This is a genomic window from Bacteroidia bacterium (assembly GCA_040880525.1).
In the GTDB taxonomy this organism is placed as follows: Bacteria; Bacteroidota; Bacteroidia; order CAILMK01; family JBBDIG01; genus JBBDIG01.
The window spans coordinates 1-19,934 of record JBBDIG010000017.1 but is presented as its reverse complement, the minus strand read 5'-3'; the positions used below and the strand labels follow the sequence as shown (position 1 = coordinate 19,934).

Genomic DNA, 19,934 nt, shown 5'->3' with positions numbered 1-19,934 from the left:
GTTTTTGGTTTAGTCGTTAAAAAGATTCCGTGCTATTTTCACAATGTCATGTTCGGTAACGAGGCCAAGGAGTTTACCTTTTTCCACTACCGGCAGGCATGTTATATTTTTTTCCATCAGCATTTTTACGGCATTTTTAATGGGCGTATCCGGTTTTACTGTCACCAGATTATTGATCATAAGATCCTTTACCGGATGCGATTCCACCTGGTCGCCAATTCTTTCCACAAAATAGCTGAGCAGTGAATTTTTCGTGATCAGCCCCACCAGTTTTCCTTTCTCGTCTTCCACGGGGATATGTCCGATTTTTTTCCAGTTCATGATGCTGGCAGCGAGGTCAATCAGGTCATTTTCCTGAACGGTAAAAAGATCCGTTGTCATAAGCTGGTCAATGCGCGAGAACTTTTGCGCGGTTGATCCCGCTTCGTCAGGCTGGGCCAGGTTCCATTTATGTACCGGTTTTCCTTCGCGCTGGCGCACTACCATTGCTTCTGTCAGGGTCAGGATGCTTTCATCCTTTTTCATGTTTTTATTAAGCTGCGCATAAGAGTCCAGTATCCATTTCGATCCTGTTTGCCGGCTTTTTATCCGTTCTTCTATTATTCCCAGGTAGTGGGCTGCTTCCTCTTTGTTGATCTTTGCGTTCGCTAATCCCTGGCGGGCAATCGGCAGCATCTCCTTCAGCAACAGTTCCTGCGCAGTTACCGGTTTGCTGTTTTTCATCCATTGAAACTGCACGTCAAGACCCATCCTCGCAGCATTTATAAAATTCGTTTTGGCATCATCGAATTCCATTTTTTTACTGATGTTTTTGTAAGAATCAGGCATTCCATTCATCAGTCCCAGCCAGAAAGCTGAGTTGGCTATTTCATCTTCCACACTTGGGCCGGAGGGGAGCAGCCGGTTTTCGATCCGCAGGTGGGGCTTGCCATCCGTGATCCCGTAGCAGGCGCGGTTCCAGCGATATACCATACCGTTCTGGAAAGTAAGGGCTGTTAACTGTGGTACTTTTCCGGTAGCCAGCGCTTCCAGGGAATCTTCTTCTACCTCGGTTCCCAACAGGAGGGAGTAGCGCGCCAGGTCTTCCCGGAATAGTTCTGTAATGGAACCTTCCACCCAATTGTTTCCGAATTCCACACGCGCGCTTTTTTCGCGTTTCATAGCGTGCTTCCGCCTGATGTCGCTCGACTGCTGAAAGATGGCCATGCGCGTTTCCTTCCAAAGTCTTTTACCCAGGAAAATGGGAGAATTGGTGCCAATGCAAAGCGAAGGGCCTGCAATGGCTTGCGCCCAATTGAATTTTTCCACAATGTCCTGCGGGTCTACCTGAAGGTGAACTTGCCAACTGGTAATGCTTCCGCCAAACACCGTGGGATTTTCGCGGCTGATGAGCTCGTCAATTCCGCGAATGCTGAATTCGTAATTGCTGCCCCGCATTTTATGAATGATGCTGTTCAAGGCTTCAAACCGGGGCTCCGGGGTGAGGTTCTCCATGCGCATATCCGATTCACGAATAGTAGGGAGAATACCGGCCAGGATCACGTTGCTTTCAAATTTATTTGCAGCGTTCTCTGCTTTTTTAAGGAACCTGGTGAGTTGCGTTTTCATTTTGGAAAAACATTTTCCCGTAAAGGGCTGCGGGTCCAGATTTATCTCCATGTTGAATTTTGCATATTCAGTCGTGAAGTGATCATCCCGGATATTCTTTAGCATTTCCATAACGATGGGTGCCGGGCGCATTGATTTATCTATCATGCAGATTTCCTGTTCTGCGCCAATGCGCTGCACGCCCTTCTCAAATTTATCTTCCTGAAGCATTTTCTCCAGGGCGCGCATGTCTTTCAGCAAATGCTGGCTAAAGACTTTGCGGTCAGATATATTGTCAAGAAGCTTTATTTTTTTACTCCCCATTAGTTGTTTTTAGCTTGATTAATTATGGATTATGAATGTTTAAAAAATTGTATCCTTTCAACAAGGCGAACCGTGATTAGTTGAGCCTTTACAGGAACAAAATGCCTTCTTCCGCAATCCGGCAGGAAAGGGAAATCCGGGCAAACAGAACATGAGAAAATTTCCTGATAATACCAGTGATAATTCACAATACAAGGTTCTTATTTATGTATTTAAATATGAAAAATTATAATTGGGATAAAGATTAAATACAAAAAACCCCGGGTTTTATAACACGAGGTTTTTTATCCTTGATAATTGGATAATTAGTTTGACCGGGGGCTACTGTTATTTAGCGGCAAGTTGATTCTGCTCGCTAATTTTAACAGGAATGGCGAATGAGAAATACTCCTGCATGTTACCGGTTACGTTCAGTCTTTCAGAACTGACGTCATTCAACAGGAACATTAACTCCAGTTTAAATTCACCATTTTTATCGGGATAAATAGTCAGGCCTTCCTGCAGTTCACTTGCAGTGAGTAGCACATCGCGCAAGGAGCCATTTTCTTTGGTTTTAGCCGTAGCAATGAATTTAACTTCATTATAATTCAGGTCGTAGTTTTCAAATATTTTTTGAAAATCTACATTGGCGGTAAGCGAGCCATCCTCGTTTTGTACAAATGATGACTGGCGCAGGTATTGGCCATATTCAATGGACATTTCAATTTCATTGATGAGATTTCGCAACATGAGTTTGGCTGATTTTTCCGCTTTTTGATTATCGGCATTGAATTGTTGCTGTTTCTCAGCAGTAGCCGGATTAACGATGTAGCAGGTATGCTTGATGCAGTATTGCGTTTTGCTATCCTGAGCTTGCGCAGTTGAAAGTTGCGCAGTAAAAAGTGCTATTGCGAATATGATCGTGGTTTTGATTGCAGCTTTCATGACGTGTATATTTTAGAGATGTTTGTTATCGTTGTTTAGTATTATAAACGCGATAACTACGTAATTGTTTACGTATACTTAAGTATTTTTATTATAGTGGGTGATATATGCTATAAAACAAAGATTATCAGAGTATTAAAATATGAAATTTTTTTCTGTGATGGTAGGAAGGATGTCGTTTGCAATGATTGCAGATCAGAGCCATCAGAAAATGTCGGCAAAAATACGTAGGTAAGAATGCTTGCTTTTAACGCGGATCGCATTTCAATCCATGGTAGCAAGCTCGCGGTTGGTGAGTGAGTTACCGTATAGCTTTCTGTAATACACCTTCCGTTCTATTGCATCAATGATTGGAGCGGTAAAATCTGTTTCTTCGAGAGTGCAGGCGCTTTGGAGGTTTCCAGCACTTATTACGTTGATCTCCATTAGTTTGTCGCCTGCAATGTCAAGCCCGGCATAAAAAAGTCCGTCATGCCTGAGCTTGGGTCCAACGATCCCGGCAAGTTCCAGCATCTTGTCCGTTATTTTTGCTTTTTTGGGAACGCCACCAGCGCTGATGTTGCTGCGTACGTCATTGGTTTTATTCACACGGCTGATCGCACAATATTTATTCTTAACGGTGAGCGGTTTTCCGTTTACCATCAGGATTCGTGTATCGCCTTTCACCGCTTCAGGCAGGTATTCCTGGGCTATCACGTAGCCCGACCGGTTGATGGCCTGAACGATCTGGTTCAGGTTGGTGGCTTCATCTTTCAGCAGAAATACATCCGTGCCTCCGGAACCCAGGAGTGGTTTCAGCACGATCTGCTTATTCATTTGCTCATAAAAATTCATAATCTCATCTGCGTTACGCGTAATAATGGTTCGCGGCCGCACGATGGCAGGAAAGTGCTGGAAGTACATTTTATTGATGGCAAACGAAAGCGTACCAGGATGATTTAGCACCAGCACATCATTTTTCTCAGCTATTTGTCCGAAGACGATCCCAGCATTTTGTGCCCATGACCGGTTGTCAACTTCTTCAGCCGGATTGTAGCGGAGCCAAAGCACATCAAGTTCCCGGGTAAATACTTGAGTTGAATTGACCTTGTTTTTCAGGGCCTCAAGAAAAGTGGTCGTGTTCTTAAATTTTCTGCTGTGAACATGCCGGGCTCTTGTGCCCATCTGGCCATCAGGATAATAGGTGAGTCCGCCTACTTCTGCCAGGTAAACGTTATGCCCGCGTTTATGCGCTGCGAAAGCAAGAAGTATGGAAGCATAGGTTGGGTATTCTGTGCTGATCTGATTGACCAGAAAGCAAATATTCATATATGTTATTTCTCTAATAAATTGATGAGTTGAATTCCTTTTTTGACTTTGTCCAGCCGTTTCCGGACAGAGGGGAGATCAAGGTAACGTGGAACAAGGGGAACGGGTTTAAGAACTTCCCGTTCCTGCAATTCATGCATAACAGAAATGTGCTTTTCAGCGATTTTTCCAATGAAGAGCGGTTCAAGTTCACCACCATTTTCGAGGTGCTTCATGAGGCGTGTGAGGCCGCGCAGGTAAATTACATCGCCAATGTATCCGCCACCCTGAAACACGCGGGTGGCGATACCAAAGGCGGTTTTTGGGGTGAACTGATAGGTTCCCGTAAGCAGCCGGAAAGTTTCCACGAATTCGGCTCCCTCCATCACTGAATGGGCCGCCACCACCCGGGCGGCCAGCAACCGCAAACGCGGACGATCAAGGCCTCCTACCAGATATTCGGATAATACGGCCAGTCCCTCCTGCAACTCCTCGTAGCCGGCCAGTCCGCTATATAATTGCCGGAACGGCTGTGCAGTCCCGTTTTGGTAGGTCAGCACATGGATGCCGACCTCATGCTGCAGCAGCGGCTGTAATCGCGACCTGGAAATTTTCAATATTGAAGGAATCAGCAGATTTCCCTGTGATACCATCAAGCCGGTCAGGTCATCACGCACCTCAATCCTTGAAGAAAAATCAGGATAGATTTTCCTGTAATGATCAAATTCTTCCCCGGCCTTTTTTGCAAATTCTTTTGCGCCAACCGGTTTCTCCCGGTTTTCCATCATTTTGGGAGCATGTTCAATTGTTACGTCCAGCGAAGCCAGCAACCCCTCGGCTATTTTTACAAAGCGGTTTTCAATGCCATTGAAAAGTCGGATGCTGTTGTGCATAAAGGATCTGGAATTCCTTTCGCCCAGCATCGTGATCTGCTTATCCAGTTCCTCCCGTTTATCGCGCAGCAGAAAGGCCATCGCAGAATCATGGATCTTTTTCAGATTGAGTTTGTAGAGGCGTCTTTTCAGTTCGTCAGGATCTACAGGTAGCAGGCGGTAGTGGAATTCCGGATTCTTGCTGTACTTCATCTTTCTGAATTTCAGCCATTCGCTCTGGCTGTTTACAGGGGATATAAGCAGCAGGAATTGGTAGCTCTGCTCAATGGCGGCAAGTTCCTTATCCACGTGCCACACGCTGCGATCCAGCGTCCGTCTTCCAAGCTTCTGATAGCTGGAAACGGGACAGGTGGTTTGTACCCGGATGAAGTCGTAAATGGTTTTTTTAAATACACCGGAAAGCAGGTTTTGCAACCTTCGGAAGAGCAATGGATAGCGCTGATTTGCCAATGAATCTTTGAACAGCGAAGGCACTTGCAATCCGATCAGTAAAATCCCGATATCCTTGCACTCTTCCAGCGAAAGCAACGGCTCAAAACCCTTGGGATAGCGCACGTCATTGCATTCCTTTTCCACTTTGGCAAAGGCATAGAGACGCTTTACTTTCTGCAACTCTTGCTCAAGAATTTCTACGGTGCTTTGGGCCTCATCGACAGGGCATTTTATCTTAAAGGTGTTATCGTCTTCTTCGTCAGCGCTCCAAATTTCAAAAAGCATAAAGGAGCGAAACAGGACTGAAAATTTATTGGCAATTGCTTTTACCAGTTTCCTGATTTGATAGGTTTCGTAGTCGTTCCTGGAAGTAAGCAAATAGGATGATTCTGACAAAACCAGCTTAAAGGTCGCTGCATCATCTTCGCGGCTGGGGTAGCGGTATACCATCAGGTAGGGCAACTGCTTTTCAATGCTGATCTTCCCGTGCCTCGGAAGCCTTTTCGCCAGCCAACTGCCTTTTTCTATAGTGGCGATAACTTTCTCAATAAAGGAATCGGATATTGGTTCTTGCTTCATATTAGTTATAAAATACAAGGCGCCAAACCGAAATGTTTTGGAAAAAGAAATGGGCTGGCCCGAAACAAAGAGACGCGGGTTCCGAACGATCTCAGAACCCACGTCTACAGGAATACATGAAGATTAAACCGACTAAATTTTAAAGTAATGAAAAAGCCTGTCGCTGATTCGCCTTTCCATTCGCAATTTTATCATTCAATAAATATCATCTCCTTTCGGGCAAACGAAAGGAGTGTTCGTTGCTTCGATAATACTTGATAACCGATCAAGCCGTCAAGTTTAAGTCCATAAGCTTCATTTAAATGAGATATATCACTAAACGCAGTAGGCAGGTTTTTAAATTCCTTTTTCCCTACTAAGGTATTTTTAATTTTGCCAATTTTAATCTCCTTGGGGTTGTTCTCAGCACCTACTAATCTGTCAGTTTTAATTCGCTTTACCTGCCCTTTTAGGGATTGAATTAAATGATCATCAATCAAATTTGATTCAGCACCGCAGTCGATCCCAAAGGCTAAAGTTTTATTGTTAATTTGTGCTTCAACCACCGGTATATGTCCTTCTAACATGAATGGAACTGAGCTTAAATTATTGTGTAGCAAATTTTCGTCTCTATATTTCTCAAAAATATCTGGATTAATAAAGGTGAGTTTGAGCGTCTTGTAATTAAATATTATATCATAATCCTTAATGAGATCAAATCCAATAAGTCCATAAATATCTGTATCTAATTTTTCTTCCAAATGAGATAAGTCAAGAGTAATTACCTCTTGATTAATGAGCTGAATACCACCAAAATCAAGCTGCTCTACGTTCTCTATATCCATCCCCGAAATGTTCCCACTTACCCCTTTTGATGATGAAATAGTTCTTTGGCTCCTCTCTTTTCCGGAAAAGTATTTTGAGTTGAGTATGACTTTGGGCGAACCGTTGTCCAGAATGAATGTTCTTTTTTCTCCATTTAAGAGAACATTTACTGCAATTAAATTACCTGCCATATAGAAAGGAACCTCAATGATGTCCTTGTTGGGTTTTTTTATTTCACTTTTATCATTTAAAGTTTTAACTTCTATCTTAAAAAGGTTGAGACCCTTTATCATATTATTCTTATCGAAAATGAACGTAGCCTCTTTGATGCCCATTTTTTCATACTCTATTCTGTACTTTAGTTCCAGCCCTTCATTCAATTTATTTTGATTTACTTCTTCGTGGGACTTTACATTTTCTCCTAATTGCGATAAAAGTTGGGCTAAGACCAATTTTGCTGTCTCTCCTTTTTGTCCAGCCATAGTAAAATCATCAGACAGATGATTATTCAGATTTGTAGAGGATTGGTTATTGATTGCTTCAATGCTAAGATCCACAACTCTTCTGCATATATCAATATCCTGAGCAACTGATATTTGTGTCAGAAAAAGCATGGACAACAGGACTTTGACCTTCTTCATTCTCTTTATTTTAAATGACTTCAGGATTTTGGTCATACGATTTTCCGTGGCAGTTGCGGACCATCACTTCTTCTGACGGCATTGATGATCCGGAACAACTTCAGGTTTTTCTATTTTTTCAGAAGCAGCAGTCGCTTTCTTTGGCGTTACACTATCGGCATTTTCAGCCGTAAGCATTTGCAATTCATTGATGAGCGCAAGGTCAAGTTCTATCGAATCCCCAGGCTTAGAAGATTCCTTTTTAACCGGTTCTCCGGAGGCCAGCAGCACCGGTTCATTCCATTGGGGATTATTATAAATTTGTGCCGTCAGGGAGGGCATCGTGGCGAGGAGGGCCATTGCTCCTGCGGCCGTTCCAAGATATTTTTTCAATCGTTTCATCGTGCTTGCCTTCAGTTTTAAATTTAAACCAAAAAGTAATCGCGTTTCAATTATGAACACAAAGGTGGATGATGGTTATATTAAAGTGAGTTAACGAAGATAGAATAAAGGTTAAAGTATGTTAAACAGCGAATAGCACGTTTAATAGCTTATAAATTTGTTTTGTGAGAAAGTATAAAATTCATTTTCTGATAGCGCTTGCTGCAGCTTCTATGATTGGCCTTATGGTGATCCAGGCTATGTGGATACGAACGGCCCTGGAAGAGAACCGCAATAAATTTGAGATACATGTAAATGCGGCATTGCAGCGCGTGGCCGAGCGGCTGGAAAAGCGAACCATTTATGAATATGTAGAGAAAAAATGGGTATTTACTGAAATACACTTACCAAAGAAGGCAGACCAGGCGCGCCTGGAAATGCTTCAGGGGATAGCGATAGACCTGAGCCGCCAGGGCCAGGAGATTGATGAGCGCCTTGACTATGCAAAACTGGAAGAATACCTGCAACAGGAATTTGAAAACCGGGATCTGCAACTGAATTTTGAAACTGCCATAATTAATGATGCAAAAGACAGCTTCCTTTATCTGAGTTCCGAGGCTACGCAAGCCAATCTGGCGAGAAGTGAGTTTCGTGCTGCCCTTTTCCCCACAGATATTTTTGCGGATCAATCCACAATGCTGGTCGTTAGCTTTCCTGACCAGCAGATCTACCTGCTAAAGCGCGTCCTCTGGATGTTGCTTTTCTCTGGGCTTTTTATCCTCATTATTGTGTATTCATTTTTCTGGATGGTGAATAATTTGCTGCGCCAGGAAAAGCTTTCTGCTATGAAGACGGACTTCATTAATAATATGACGCATGAGTTGAAAACACCCATCAGCACAATTTCGCTGGCTACGCAGGCATTGCGTGATTCAGAGCTTGATCGCACACAGGAATTGCTGGACCGGTTTACCGGCATTATTTCCAGCGAAACTAAGCGCCTGGAAAGCCAGGTGGAGCGGGTGCTGCAGATAGCCAAAATGGAAAAAGGACAGGTTACGATGGAGAAGGATTGGTTTGATGCCAGGGAAGCAATAACTGATGTGGTGGAAAGCATGCAAATGCTGGTGGAGGAAAAGGGCGGTGAAATGCACTACAAGCCACTGACGGAACCGCTGAGCATTTGTGCAGACCGGATGCACTTTATTAATGTGCTCGGCAACTTGCTGGACAATGCCATGAAATACACAGAAAGCAAACCTGTCATTACCGTGTCGGCTGAGCCGGTGAACTCCGGCCTGCAAATATCGGTGGCTGACAATGGCATCGGTATGAGCCAGGAACAACAGCGAAGGGTATTCGAGAAATTCTATCGAATCCCGACAGGAAACCTGCACAATGTCAAAGGCTTTGGCCTGGGCCTCAGCTATGTAAAATCAATTGTAGATGCGCATGGCGGACACGTAAGCCTTAAAAGCTCACCAGGCAAGGGAAGTGCGTTTACGCTTTGGTTTCCATTAAAACATGAGCATTAATTGGGATAAACTATTCAGAAAAGGTTGGTTTAAATAATTACTCAATGAGCAAGGCAAATATATTATTGGTAGAAGATGATGAGAATCTTGGCATCGTGCTGAAGGAATATCTGGAAATGAAAGATTATTCGGTGAGGCTTTGCAGGGATGGCGATGAGGGCCTGGCGCGCTACGAAGACGGTAAATTTGATTTGCTGATCCTTGACGTTATGCTGCCCCGCAAAGATGGATTTACGCTGGCCCGTGATATTCATGCACGCAACCCGAATCATCCACCCATCATTTTTCTAACTGCAAAATCTGAAAAAGAGGATCGGCTGACTGGATTCAAGGTGGGCGCTGACGATTATCTGACGAAACCATTCAGCATGGAAGAATTGCTGTATCGTGTAAACGCCATATTGAGACGAACCGGAAATCTGCCAAACCAGAACGGACTGAGCGGGGAGATGAAATTCGGGGATTTCATATTTGATCCGGACCATCAAACGCTGAAGTGCGGACCGGAATCCCGTAAACTAAGTACCAAAGAATCAGAGTTGCTAAGGATGCTTTGCCTGCATCAGAATAATGTCCTCAGCCGCGATGTGGCGCTGAAGGAGATATGGAATGAGCATGACTACTTCACTGCCCGCAGCATGGACGTTTACATCACCAAGCTGCGCAAATACCTGAAGCAGGATCCCCGGGTTCAGATTATGAACGTACATGGCAAGGGATACCGGTTGCTGGTGGAGCAGTAGAGGTGGTTGGCAATTAGCAATTAGCAATTGGACGTTGGCAATTGGCTTTTTGTAATATTAAATTAATTATTAAAAGCTAAAACTTATATTACCCTTGTTTTTTCAATTTAATTAATAAGTGCTTGGAAGTGTTTTTATTTTTAATGGATTTTTTAATATTAAAACTGCCCAGGATCATTTCCCCAATTATCTTTTTCTTCATCCGTCCAAAGTGAGGGAAAGAACTTGCGCTGCTGATATTTCGGGTGCAGGTATTTTTTCCATTGGCTGCCACCGGTAGCGGCTTTGGTTTCGCCTTTTCGGTCGAGGTAGTGCTGCGCTGTTCGCAGATGCACGAGCGGCCATTCAATATTATAAAACCGGTCGAAATCGCGCAAAGCTGCTGTAAGTTCAGGAGGCGCTTTTTCTGCCAGGTTTCTCATCTTGTCATCCAGCGTTTTGCCTGCCAACGCTTTGGCAAGGGCAATAAAGCTGTCCAGATATTTTTCTTCAAAAAGATTCAATGTTAGCGTGGTTTTTCCTGTTTCGCGGCTATAGCCGGCATCCCGCCAGTATATGTTCCGGAAGTAGTCTTCCACGGAAGGATTGTCTGGCAAATGTCTTTTACCATGTTCATTTATCAGGTTTGGCAGAGGTGTGCAATGAAGTTCGATAAACCTGAACTGAGCGCTCTGGAAACCGCTGGCGGGCGCAAGCGTCATCCTGAATGCATTGTAGTCGTCATAATCCATCCCATCCCGCATCACGTCATAGGAGGTGATGAGCATATCAGTATAACGAATGACTCGCCTCACCTTGGCCGCTATAGCCATCGCATCGGGATCGTTTTCACCGGTGATCTGCTTCAGTTCGTGGAGGATCAGTTTCAGCGTCAGTTCCGTCACCTGATGATACATGATAAAGATCTCTTCATCCTTATAACCGGTGCGGGGCTTTTGCAGTGAGAGCAGGGTATCCACTTCCACATAGTCCCAGTAGGTAACCGGACGAGCCTCAAGCAAACCCTTCAGATAGGTTTCCGGGTTTTCGCCCAAACTTTCGTATTTTGCTTTTATTTGATCTAATAATTTCTGATCCATTTTTGTAAATTTAATTAAGTGAAATGTTTGAATTAAACCTGGGATTAAGTGTATCGCTTTTAATTTTAAAAACAAATATTAAAAATACAGGAGTGTCAAAATAATTTATTTCAAAATTTAATTTCATAGCTTATTGTTTTAATAAAATTAAATGCAGTTAAATATCAATTTCTGTGAATCTCAGTTGAGCGGTACCGTCTGTAAGTTTAGCTGCCAGCATTTGGATGGTTTGCCGTGCCATCAGGTCTCTAAAGTCGTTTCGAATTTTCTCGTATTCATGATGAAGCGGGCATGGTTGGGCAGCGCTGCACCGGTCCAGCCCAAGTCCGCATTTTTGGAATACGGTTTCGCCCTCCATTGCCAGGATCACTTCCATCAGGGATATGGCATCGCGGTCGCGCGCTATGGAAAATCCTCCTGCCGGACCTTTAAGACTGCTGATCAATCCCGCTTTGGCGAGCCGCTGCAGAACCTTTGCGGTAAAAGATTTCGGAGAGCGAATGGCCGTTGCAATTTCCTCAACGCCAACCTTCCCCTTTCTACCGGGTTTTGATTCCAGATAAATAAGAGACTTGATGGCGTACTCGCTCGTTTTGCTCAGCATAGGCTGGGATGGATTTTTCTTTCCTCCTGTTTATTTGACAAAGGTAAAGTGCCCTTTGTAAATACAGGATATTTAAGTCCTCTAATATCCGGGTAAGGTTGTTTCATTTTTTAGCCATTGTTTTCTCCTGATGTTTTATAGTTTTGGCCGAAACAATTCAGAATATTGAAACAATGGGAAACAGCATCAAAAAAGCACTGCTCATCTTTATAAAGAACCCCGTGATCGGGAAAGTAAAAACCAGATTGGCCAGCACCATTGGTAACAGCAGTGCCTTGAAGGTATATCACCGCTTGCTGGAGCATACCAGAGGAGTAATAGAAGAGGTGGATAATACGGATAACTGGCTTTTTTACAGCGATTATATCCCGGCAAAAGATGAATGGAACGCGAACGAATTTCTGAAGCTGCTGCAGAAAGGGGACGGCTTAGGGGAAAAAATGAAGAATGCCTTCGCTGATGCGTTTAAGGAGGATTTTGATAAAGTACTCGTCATCAGCCCTGACTGCCCGAAGCTGCGGCCTTCCATTATAGAGAATGCTTATAAAAAGCTGGATAACGTAGACGTGGTAATTGGTCCGACAGAAGACGGGGGCTATTACATGATTGGCATGAATAAGCTGCATTCCTCGTTGTTCGATGAAAAGTCCTGGGGATCAGAGGTGCTTTTTGCGGAAACCGTGGATGAAATGGACAAGCTCGGCCTGAAGTGTTTTGTGTTTGAAAAGCTTCTGGATGTAGATCGTGAGGAAGACCTGGGGCCGCTCAAAAAGCTGATCAGCTAAGCATAAAAAAAAGGCGCTGGAAGCTATGCCTCAGCGCCTTTCTCAGAAGGGTGGAAGATGGGATTTGAACCCACGACCCCCAGTGCCACAAACTGGTGCTCTAACCAACTGAGCTACAACCACCGTTTTTAAAGGCCACAAAATTAAGGCGAAGTTCTGATAAAATAAGCCCGGCCTGCCGCATTTTATTAATTCCTTTGGCGTTATTTTTTTACTAGTTCCTTAAACCTGCCTGTCATGCACTTCGAATTCGAGAGTCCCCTGCATCGCGTCAAGCAACTCATCCTGCAGGGCGAAAACCAGCATCTTGATTTTAAATTTAATATTTCAAACTCAAGGAAAATTGCTAAAACCCTGGTGGCCTTCGCCAATACTCAGGGAGGCAGGCTGCTGATTGGCGTGAAAGATAACGGACAGATTGCCGGAGTTCGCTCTGATGAGGAGTACTATATGATAGAGGCTGCCGCAACAATGTATACCAAACCTGAAGTAAAGTTTGAAACGCAGGAGTGGGAGGTAGACGACCGGATGGTCCTGGAAGTTTATATAGCTGAAAGCGATAAAAAACCTCACTATGCGATGGATGAAAAAGGCAAGTGGCTGGCGTATATCCGCTTTGAGGACAATAACCTGCTGGCCAACCGGATCTGGCTGGAAACCATCAGGCGCAAGCGCCAGGAGAAGCAGACGGTGATAAAATATTCGGAAGAAGAAAATCTGCTGCTGGCATATTTGCTGGAGCATAAGAAGATCACCCTCGGAGAATTCGGGACACTAACCCGCATCAGCAAGCGCAAGGCGGAGAACATCCTGATAAACCTGGCGGCCATCGGGATCATCGAAATCCATATTACCACTGACGAAACCTATTTTACGCAAGGACATCCGCAGACGGAAGGGCAGGATCAGATCAGGTAACGGCATGCCATGCCCATTCCAGCACTTCCCACAGCGCCCATAGCAGCAGGATGGCTGCGACCAGCAACACAATAGCAGCAATTACGATCACTTTGGCAGCGCTTCCCTGATGCCGGCCTTCAGTATAATGCGCCTTCAGGAGCTTCAGGTTGCGGGTATTGGCTTTGAAGAAAAAGTCGAAGATATTTCCGATGAGCGGAATGCTGCTGATAAGAAAATCCAGGAGCACATTCACCACCATCAGCGCCACTACGCGGCCGCTGACGCCATGCCTCGCCATAATTAAGACCAGCCCGCCCTGCATGATCAGCGTTACGCCATCGCCCAAAAATGGAATGAGGCTGATCACCGGTTCCAGCCCGAAGCGGAATTTCGTTCCGGGTATCCGGAATTTGCTGTCCAGCAGATCAGCCACCTTTTCAATATTCCGGAATTCTTTTACACCTTTTTCTGTAGTCATTTCTTTTAAATGAGGAAAACCAAAAAACGTTGGGTGGGAACCAAATAAATTAGCATGAAACAGATATGTGGAACAAATTCAGGATTAAGTGCATTGATAATATACTTTCAGTATCATTAAATTAAAACCTGCTGTTATGAAAAGCCGTACACTCCGGATCCTGGGATATGCCTTTTTTTTGATTGGAGGCTTTATGTTAATCCCGTCAACGCTCAGTGTTTTTAACACCACAAGTGTGGTTTATGGAGCACCTGTATTAATGACCATAATGCTTATTATTTCACTGCTGCTGGCGTTGGCAGGAATTGGCCTTATGATCAAAACCAGGCACTTAGCTCCCTGATTCCGGGAACAATATTGTTTTATAAAAAAGAACCGCAGTTTTTACTGGCGGTATCAAATTCTTATGGCCTTTTTTGTTAATTATTAAATGTTAAATATTAAAATAATTGTTTAAAATTCAAAGGTAAATGCTACTATAAAATTGCCCTTCCCAAGATATATAAAACTTATTATTGCATTCAATTTACAAATCCCCGATCTATGAATTATGAGGACCTCTGCCAACAGGTAATCTCGCTGTCAGGCGAAACTGCGGAATATATCCTTGAGGAAAAGAAACATTTCAATATCAGCGATATTCGCAGCAAAGGCTTCAATGATCTGGTTTCCTATCTTGATATTGAGACAGAAAAGCGACTGAAAGAGAGGTTATCGCAGATCCTGCCCGGAGCTACATTCCTGGCCGAAGAAACCGCTGCAGAGGCTGAAGCAACTGACCTGACCTGGATTATTGATCCCATTGACGGCACTACCAATTTTGTACACGGCATGGCAATTTATTGCATCAGCATCGCACTTTATCATAACGGAGCGGTGCGAATGGGCGTGGTATACGAGGTAGAGACAAGCCGTGCCTATTATGCCTGGGAGGGAGGAGGTGCATGGCGCGATAGAGAAACGATCAGAGTAAGCGATGTGCAGACGCTTGATGATTCGCTGGTGGCAACCGGATTTCCTTCCAGGGATTATGGAAGGCTGCCGGAATACATGGAGGTTTTTGAGTATTGTATGAGGTATACACATGGTGTGAGGCGGCTTGGCTCAGCAGCCTTGGATCTGGTATACCTGGCGGAGGGTCAGTTCGATACTTTTTATGAATATGGCCTGAGCCCTTGGGATGTGGCTGCGGCAGCACTCATCGTAAAAGAAGCCGGTGGTGAGATCTACGATTTTGAAGGCGGAGGAAATTACCTGTTCGGGAAGGAAATAATTGCAACCAACGGTAAAATTGGAGATGCTTTCCTGAAGATTGTACATAAAGCTTTTTCAAAGAATGCACAAGCAGGTTAAAACAATAGATCTGTAGAAGTATTGAGAAACATGAATAATTTTAATTGCAGATGTCAGAAAAACAAATAATAGCTGTAGCCAATGGAGATGGAATTGGCCCTGAAATAATGAAGGCGGTGATCAATATTTTTGAGGCAGCGCAGGTACCGCTTCATTATGAATATGTAGATATGGGAAAGTCCATTTTCGACAAAGGATATGGAGCCGGTATGACGGAAGATGCGCGTGCAACGATCGAAAAACTGGGCGTTCTTTTTAAAGGACCCATGGAAACGCCAAAAGGGAAAGGGGTTAAAAGCATCAACGTAACAGCCCGTAAGCTTTGGAATACATACGCCAACGTGCGTAAATTTAAAACGTTGGAGGGCGTCAATACTGTTTTCTCAAAGGCAGGAATTCCCATTGACATCACCATTGTCCGCGAAAATATTGAGGACACCTACGGAGGCATCGAATACCTGCCGGCTTATGATATGGCGCTGGGGCTGCGTCTGGTGAGCCGGGGAGGTAGCGAACAGTTCATGCGCTTTGTGTTTGAAACCGCCAGAAGGCAGGGAACCGATCACGTTACCTGTGCGCATAAAGCTAATATAATGAAGCTCACGGATGGCATGTTCCTTAACACGTTTTATGAGATCGCGAAAGAATATCCTGATATTAAAACCGATGATGTCATCATTGATGATCTCTGCATGAAGCTGGTTCGCTGGCCGGACCGGTTTAAAATGATAGCAGCTACCAACCTGCAGGGAGACATTATTTCGGATTTGTGCGCGGGACTGGTAGGCGGACTTGGGTTTGCTCCTGGTGCCAACATTGGCGACAATATCTCCATATTCGAGGCAGTGCATGGTACGGCTCCTGATATTGCAGGAAAGAACATCGCTAACCCTACTTCACTACTGCTGAGCGGCCTGTATATGTTGCGGTTCCTGGGCCTGGCCGCGCAGGCTGACCAGGTAGAGAATTCGCTCTATTACACACTGGAGCAAGGCATACATACTGGCGATTTTGGCGAACCGGGATCGGCATCGGAAAACACAGAAGGTTTTGCGCAGGCAATTATTAATAACCTGGGAAGTAAGCCGGAGCGAACAGAACCTGTGCATACAGTAAAAACCAATAAGAAAATGTTTTCGGCACCCCGCCTTCCCGAAAAGCAAATAGTGTTGCAAACCAGTAGGAATCCTCAGGCCCAGGTGCGGGGTATTGACATTGGCTGCGAAACTCAGCAGCAACCGGAAGAGATCGCAAACGTGGTTCTGAAAGAATTACCTCCCAAGTTTAAACTCACATTTGTGAGCAACCGGGGAACGATCGTATGGCCCACTGCTTCCAAATTCACGGAACTTGTAGGTTACGCTCGCCTTCGTATTGAAGTGAAAGATGAAAACGTGCAGACAACTGAAAAGGAATTGCTGGAACTTTCCGTCCGGCTGTCAGAAAAAATTGTGATAGGGCATGTTTTTATTCTGAAATATTTTGATGGAGAGCGCGGGTTTTCACTGGCGCAGGGGCAGTAACAAGCGAAACAGAAATACACTGTAATTGTAAAGAATCCAAAATTCTGCAGGCAGTTCAGGTAGTATTATTCTAAAATAGGAAAAATCCTGTAAAGCAATTGCCATATTCCCCCTCCGCATGACGAATGCAGTTAGCGGTTATCCTTTCCCCGGAAATTAGAAAGTGCTACAGTTGTAATCCGGTTGTGAATTCTGCATACTGTCTTGTACCCTTATCTTGTGGCCGGAAACACAAATAATTCATGCTAAAAAAATTAGGTCCATTAGCGGGTTTGCTTTCGGGGCCTTTCCTTTTTCTGCTGGTCTGGACGGGCGTGGATGAAGGCGCAATGGGTCTGGCCGCCAAGGCAGTTATGGCAGTAACCTGCTGGGTAGCCGCTTGGTGGATTACCGGGGCGGTGCCGCTTCCGGTCACCTAACTGCTTCCCATTATCTTGTTTCCGCTCACGGGTGCTGCGGATATAGCATCTACTACTTCCGCCTATGGTGATTCCGTGATATTTCTGTTCATGGGAGGTTTCCTGCTGGCACTTGCCATGGAGCGGTGGAATTTACACAGGCGCATTGCGATCAATATTATTTCGCGTACCGGCACCCGTTCTAAAATGCTGATCCTCGGATTTATGGTGGCAACCGCTTTCCTTTCAATGTGGATATCAAACACGGCAACAGCCATGATGATGTTGCCCATTGGGCTGGCCATTATCTTACAAGAATCCAGGTCCCTGGAAATTCAAAATGGCGGTGCAGCCAGAAAGAGCGTTCTGGCCAAGCCTCTTATGCTGGCCATCGCTTATGCCGCCTCTATTGGGGGCCTTGCTACGCTGATCGGCACTCCGCCAAATATCGTAATGGCGGCCATAGTGGAGGATACACTCGGAAATACAGTATTCTTCTCGGATTGGCTGCTTTTTGCGCTGCCGCTATCATTGATCCTTCTGGGTGTATGCTGGGTGTATCTCGTATGGTTTTTTAATGTTGGTGATCATCAACTGGTCCAGGGCAATGAAGATCTAAAACGACAACTGCATGAATTAGGGAAAATAACCGTGGAAGAAAAACGGGTACTGATAATTTTTTGCCTTACCGCCTTTTGCTGGATCTCCCGTTCATTCTGGCTGACGAAGATAATTCCGCAACTCAACGACACAATGATTTCCCTGGCCGGGGCAACGCTACTGTTTATCATTCCTGCAAAGGGAGGAGAGCGACTGATGAATTGGGACACAGCCAAAAAGTTGCCCTGGGGCATTTTGCTGCTTTTTGGAGGAGGTTTAGCCATAGCAGAGGGGTTTACCACTTCGGGATTAGCCGAATGGATTGGCAGCCATCTCTCGGAAGCCGGCAGGCTGAACCTGATCATCCTTATGCTGCTGGTGGTGGCATTGATCAACTTCCTCACGGAAATTACTTCAAATACGGCCACTGCAACGATCTTTCTGCCCGTTCTTGCTTCTCTTAGCCTTGGCCTGGGTGTATCACCCTATCGGCTGATGATCTCCGCAACCCTCGCAGCTTCATGTGCTTTTATGTTGCCGGTAGCAACCCCTCCTAACGCTGTAGTATTTGGCAGTGGTCAACTGGAGATGAGGGATATGGTGAAAGCAGGATTTTCTATGAATATCATTTCAGTAATAATTATTACAGCTTATTGCTATTTTTTAATTCCATTTTTCTTTAATTAAATGCATTAGAATGTAAATCACGTCTGAAATTAAATGGAAATATTAAAAGTTGGGACGGTATTGTTTTTTGAGATCAGTTTGTATGCGTTAATCCTTGCAGGCTGTTATGTTTTAGGATTGAATAGAAATTGAACATGGTGCTGAAATCCTGTGCTGGCAACAATCCTGTGGAGTTCTTTATTTGATAGACTCCGGCAGACAGAGATGAAAATAACAGCAGGAAAATGCTTCAGAGGCGCAAGCATTTAATGGACTTTGCACGGCTTGTCAGCCGTTTTTATTTTTATTCAAATCATTTAAAAATAAATATAAGGGTATTTTAATTCAATAATCAGTTTACTTTAAAAACATCCATATTGTGGTTCATAAAGTTGCGCATTCTTTTACAAACCTCGAATCCCTCCCTTGAACCCTCATCATTGGTATTTCCTTCTATGGTGTGGAACCAGTCTCCCTGAATGCCGGTGATGATGCCGGTATGAACCCAATCATGGGGCGTACGAACATTCAGGAATATATCTCCGGGCTGAACCTGAGATGGATTGTTTCGTATTTTTTCATTTCGCAATAATGAGTTCCTGGAAAGACCGTGGCTGCCTACCACATCGCAGCTATAGGAATGTGGCATAATGGCCGTAAAGTTCTGATTAACGGAGTTGCATGCCTGGTCCAGAATAGTTTGCACGAATCCCATGCACCATGCCCAGGGTGCCCCTTCATTTCCGTCCATATAAGCTCGAACCCACGGGCCTTCGTTCCTGCTGTTTAACTCGCGGGGTATATTCCTGAGGTGCTGCTTTGCATAAGACACGATCAGTGCGCGCAGGTCAGAAGAACCCGCTATGGACTCAAAAGCATTGCGCAACGGACTCGATAACATACCAAAAGTGACTGGCCCTGCAATACCATCCGTTTCAAGACCGTGTATTTGCTGAAATTCCATTACGGCTGATTTGGTTTGGGCGCCATAGTCACCATCAATGCTGATTATGCTGAGCCACTCCGGCTTTATATATCGCCACAGGTTCAGCCATTCTTGCACTTTTTTCACTTCGTTGCCGCTCTCTCCGTTTTTGAGGATCCCATTGATTGTCAGTTCCTTCTTATAATGAGTTTTTTGCATTGTGCCGGTTTTTTTATAGGTTTAAAAATACGAAAATAATGGGTTTTAGATTGGTGATTTTCTGCTATAAAATTCAACAATAGTTTTCCATTGTGTCTAACAGTTCTGGTGAGCGATTTTTATCTTGCTTTTCCGCAAGGCTGTAAGACACCCCAAAAAAAAGCCGCCCCAACTGCAATGAGTTGGGGCGGCTTGGGTAAAGAACGAACCGTTTGGTCTTCGGTTGCGGATGCTTATTGGGCGATCACAACGCGTTTGATGACCTGGCGGTTGTTAGTGGCAATACGTACGAAGT

20 protein-coding genes and 1 tRNA gene are annotated in these 19,934 nt (G+C 44.5%); 10 read left to right on the top strand and 11 right to left on the bottom strand.

Annotation, left to right across the window (positions count from 1 at the left end; genetic code table 11):
• Positions 1 to 9: 9 nt before the first annotated feature.
• The 6 genes from WD077_04060 to WD077_04035 form a co-directional block, all read right to left on the bottom strand.
• A complete protein-coding gene (locus WD077_04060) occupies positions 10 to 1,911 on the bottom strand; it encodes a CBS domain-containing protein (protein ID MEX0966388.1) in 1,902 nt (633 codons plus the stop codon).
• Between the two features lie 327 nt (positions 1,912 to 2,238).
• Positions 2,239 to 2,835, bottom strand: a complete 597-nt coding sequence (locus WD077_04055; GenBank protein MEX0966387.1) for a hypothetical protein — start codon at positions 2,833 to 2,835, stop codon at positions 2,239 to 2,241.
• 264 nt (positions 2,836 to 3,099) lie between these two features.
• Positions 3,100 to 4,143 carry a glutathione synthase gene (locus tag WD077_04050; protein MEX0966386.1) on the bottom strand — a complete coding sequence of 348 codons (1,044 nt, stop codon included), beginning with the start codon at positions 4,141 to 4,143 and terminating at the stop codon, positions 3,100 to 3,102.
• 5 nt (positions 4,144 to 4,148) lie between these two features.
• Positions 4,149 to 6,026, bottom strand: a complete 1,878-nt coding sequence (locus tag WD077_04045) for a tyrosine/phenylalanine carboxypeptidase domain-containing protein (protein MEX0966385.1) — start codon at positions 6,024 to 6,026, stop codon at positions 4,149 to 4,151.
• Positions 6,027 to 6,217: 191 nt separating this feature from the next.
• Positions 6,218 to 7,471, bottom strand: a complete 1,254-nt coding sequence (locus WD077_04040; protein MEX0966384.1) for a pepsin/retropepsin-like aspartic protease family protein — start codon at positions 7,469 to 7,471, stop codon at positions 6,218 to 6,220.
• 63 nt (positions 7,472 to 7,534) lie between these two features.
• Positions 7,535 to 7,852, bottom strand: coding sequence for a hypothetical protein (locus WD077_04035; GenBank protein MEX0966383.1), 318 nt, complete (start codon positions 7,850 to 7,852; stop codon positions 7,535 to 7,537).
• A 164-nt stretch (positions 7,853 to 8,016) separates the two neighbouring features.
• Between WD077_04035 and WD077_04030 the strand changes: the two genes are divergently transcribed.
• The gene (locus WD077_04030) at positions 8,017 to 9,366 is read left to right on the top strand and encodes a HAMP domain-containing sensor histidine kinase (protein MEX0966382.1); all 1,350 of its coding nucleotides are present in this window, start codon (positions 8,017 to 8,019) and stop codon (positions 9,364 to 9,366) included.
• Between the two features lie 44 nt (positions 9,367 to 9,410).
• Positions 9,411 to 10,109: a response regulator transcription factor gene (locus WD077_04025; protein ID MEX0966381.1), complete on the top strand. Its 699-nt coding sequence runs from the start codon at positions 9,411 to 9,413 to the stop codon at positions 10,107 to 10,109.
• 158 nt (positions 10,110 to 10,267) lie between these two features.
• Here WD077_04025 and WD077_04020 read toward each other — a convergent pair whose 3' ends face one another.
• Both WD077_04020 and WD077_04015 read right to left on the bottom strand, forming a co-directional pair.
• Positions 10,268 to 11,188: a tryptophan 2,3-dioxygenase family protein gene (locus WD077_04020; protein MEX0966380.1), complete on the bottom strand. Its 921-nt coding sequence runs from the start codon at positions 11,186 to 11,188 to the stop codon at positions 10,268 to 10,270.
• Between the two features lie 157 nt (positions 11,189 to 11,345).
• The gene (locus WD077_04015) at positions 11,346 to 11,792 is read right to left on the bottom strand and encodes an Rrf2 family transcriptional regulator (protein MEX0966379.1); all 447 of its coding nucleotides are present in this window, start codon (positions 11,790 to 11,792) and stop codon (positions 11,346 to 11,348) included.
• A gap of 173 nt (positions 11,793 to 11,965) precedes the next feature.
• Here WD077_04015 and WD077_04010 point away from each other — a divergent pair, with 173 nt between their 5' ends.
• Positions 11,966 to 12,577: a TIGR04282 family arsenosugar biosynthesis glycosyltransferase gene (locus WD077_04010; protein ID MEX0966378.1), complete on the top strand. Its 612-nt coding sequence runs from the start codon at positions 11,966 to 11,968 to the stop codon at positions 12,575 to 12,577.
• 48 nt (positions 12,578 to 12,625) lie between these two features.
• Here WD077_04010 and WD077_04005 read toward each other — a convergent pair.
• Positions 12,626 to 12,701, bottom strand: a tRNA-His gene (locus WD077_04005).
• Positions 12,702 to 12,814: 113 nt separating this feature from the next.
• Here WD077_04005 and WD077_04000 point away from each other — a divergent pair.
• Positions 12,815 to 13,495, top strand: a complete 681-nt coding sequence (locus tag WD077_04000) for an ATP-binding protein (protein ID MEX0966377.1) — start codon at positions 12,815 to 12,817, stop codon at positions 13,493 to 13,495.
• Here WD077_04000 and WD077_03995 read toward each other — a convergent pair.
• Entirely contained in the window at positions 13,488 to 13,955 is a 468-nt protein-coding gene (locus WD077_03995) for a DUF4112 domain-containing protein (GenBank protein MEX0966376.1), read from the bottom strand. The genes WD077_04000 and WD077_03995 overlap by 8 nt on opposite strands.
• Before the next feature lie 136 nt (positions 13,956 to 14,091).
• On the opposite strand from WD077_03995, the gene WD077_03990 reads away from it, so the two are divergent.
• From WD077_03990 to WD077_03970, 5 genes are all read left to right on the top strand, one after another.
• On the top strand, positions 14,092 to 14,298 hold the full coding sequence (locus WD077_03990) for a hypothetical protein (GenBank protein MEX0966375.1): 207 nt from the start codon (positions 14,092 to 14,094) through the stop codon (positions 14,296 to 14,298).
• Positions 14,299 to 14,498: 200 nt separating this feature from the next.
• Complete coding sequence (locus WD077_03985; GenBank protein MEX0966374.1) at positions 14,499 to 15,308, top strand: inositol monophosphatase family protein; 810 nt, start codon at positions 14,499 to 14,501, stop codon at positions 15,306 to 15,308.
• A 50-nt stretch (positions 15,309 to 15,358) separates the two neighbouring features.
• A complete protein-coding gene (locus WD077_03980; GenBank protein MEX0966373.1) occupies positions 15,359 to 16,831 on the top strand; it encodes an isocitrate/isopropylmalate family dehydrogenase in 1,473 nt (490 codons plus the stop codon).
• Between the two features lie 242 nt (positions 16,832 to 17,073).
• The gene (locus WD077_03975) at positions 17,074 to 17,250 is read left to right on the top strand and encodes a hypothetical protein (GenBank protein ID MEX0966372.1); all 177 of its coding nucleotides are present in this window, start codon (positions 17,074 to 17,076) and stop codon (positions 17,248 to 17,250) included.
• The gene (locus tag WD077_03970) at positions 17,251 to 18,516 is read left to right on the top strand and encodes a DASS family sodium-coupled anion symporter (protein ID MEX0966371.1); all 1,266 of its coding nucleotides are present in this window, start codon (positions 17,251 to 17,253) and stop codon (positions 18,514 to 18,516) included.
• A 331-nt stretch (positions 18,517 to 18,847) separates the two neighbouring features.
• On the opposite strand, the gene WD077_03965 is transcribed toward WD077_03970, so the two are convergent.
• On the bottom strand, positions 18,848 to 19,639 hold the full coding sequence (locus tag WD077_03965; GenBank protein MEX0966370.1) for a peptidoglycan-binding domain-containing protein: 792 nt from the start codon (positions 19,637 to 19,639) through the stop codon (positions 18,848 to 18,850).
• A gap of 108 nt (positions 19,640 to 19,747) precedes the next feature.
• Here WD077_03965 and WD077_03960 point away from each other — a divergent pair.
• On the top strand, positions 19,748 to 19,934 hold a 187-nt coding region (locus tag WD077_03960; protein MEX0966369.1), incomplete at its 3' end, for a hypothetical protein.

Bases quoted from the DNA above. Each gene is read 5' to 3' on its own strand.
- WD077_03980 (MEX0966373.1), top strand. From the start codon at position 15,359: ATGTCAGAAAAACAAATAATAGCTGTAGCCAATGGAGATGGAATTGGC.
- WD077_04050 (MEX0966386.1), bottom strand. From the start codon at position 4,143: ATGAATATTTGCTTTCTGGTCAATCAGATCAGCACAGAATACCCAACC.
- WD077_04010 (MEX0966378.1), top strand. From the start codon at position 11,966: ATGGGAAACAGCATCAAAAAAGCACTGCTCATCTTTATAAAGAACCCC.
- WD077_04025 (MEX0966381.1), top strand. From the start codon at position 9,411: ATGAGCAAGGCAAATATATTATTGGTAGAAGATGATGAGAATCTTGGC.
- WD077_04035 (MEX0966383.1), bottom strand. From the start codon at position 7,852: ATGAAACGATTGAAAAAATATCTTGGAACGGCCGCAGGAGCAATGGCC.
- WD077_04000 (MEX0966377.1), top strand. From the start codon at position 12,815: ATGCACTTCGAATTCGAGAGTCCCCTGCATCGCGTCAAGCAACTCATC.
- WD077_04020 (MEX0966380.1), bottom strand. From the start codon at position 11,188: ATGGATCAGAAATTATTAGATCAAATAAAAGCAAAATACGAAAGTTTG.
- WD077_04045 (MEX0966385.1), bottom strand. From the start codon at position 6,026: ATGAAGCAAGAACCAATATCCGATTCCTTTATTGAGAAAGTTATCGCC.
- WD077_03965 (MEX0966370.1), bottom strand. From the start codon at position 19,639: ATGCAAAAAACTCATTATAAGAAGGAACTGACAATCAATGGGATCCTC.
- WD077_04040 (MEX0966384.1), bottom strand. From the start codon at position 7,471: ATGAAGAAGGTCAAAGTCCTGTTGTCCATGCTTTTTCTGACACAAATA.
- WD077_03995 (MEX0966376.1), bottom strand. From the start codon at position 13,955: ATGACTACAGAAAAAGGTGTAAAAGAATTCCGGAATATTGAAAAGGTG.
- WD077_03985 (MEX0966374.1), top strand. From the start codon at position 14,499: ATGAATTATGAGGACCTCTGCCAACAGGTAATCTCGCTGTCAGGCGAA.
- WD077_04055 (MEX0966387.1), bottom strand. From the start codon at position 2,835: ATGAAAGCTGCAATCAAAACCACGATCATATTCGCAATAGCACTTTTT.
- WD077_04015 (MEX0966379.1), bottom strand. From the start codon at position 11,792: ATGCTGAGCAAAACGAGCGAGTACGCCATCAAGTCTCTTATTTATCTG.
- WD077_04060 (MEX0966388.1), bottom strand. From the start codon at position 1,911: ATGGGGAGTAAAAAAATAAAGCTTCTTGACAATATATCTGACCGCAAA.
- WD077_03975 (MEX0966372.1), top strand. From the start codon at position 17,074: ATGCTAAAAAAATTAGGTCCATTAGCGGGTTTGCTTTCGGGGCCTTTC.
- WD077_03990 (MEX0966375.1), top strand. From the start codon at position 14,092: ATGAAAAGCCGTACACTCCGGATCCTGGGATATGCCTTTTTTTTGATT.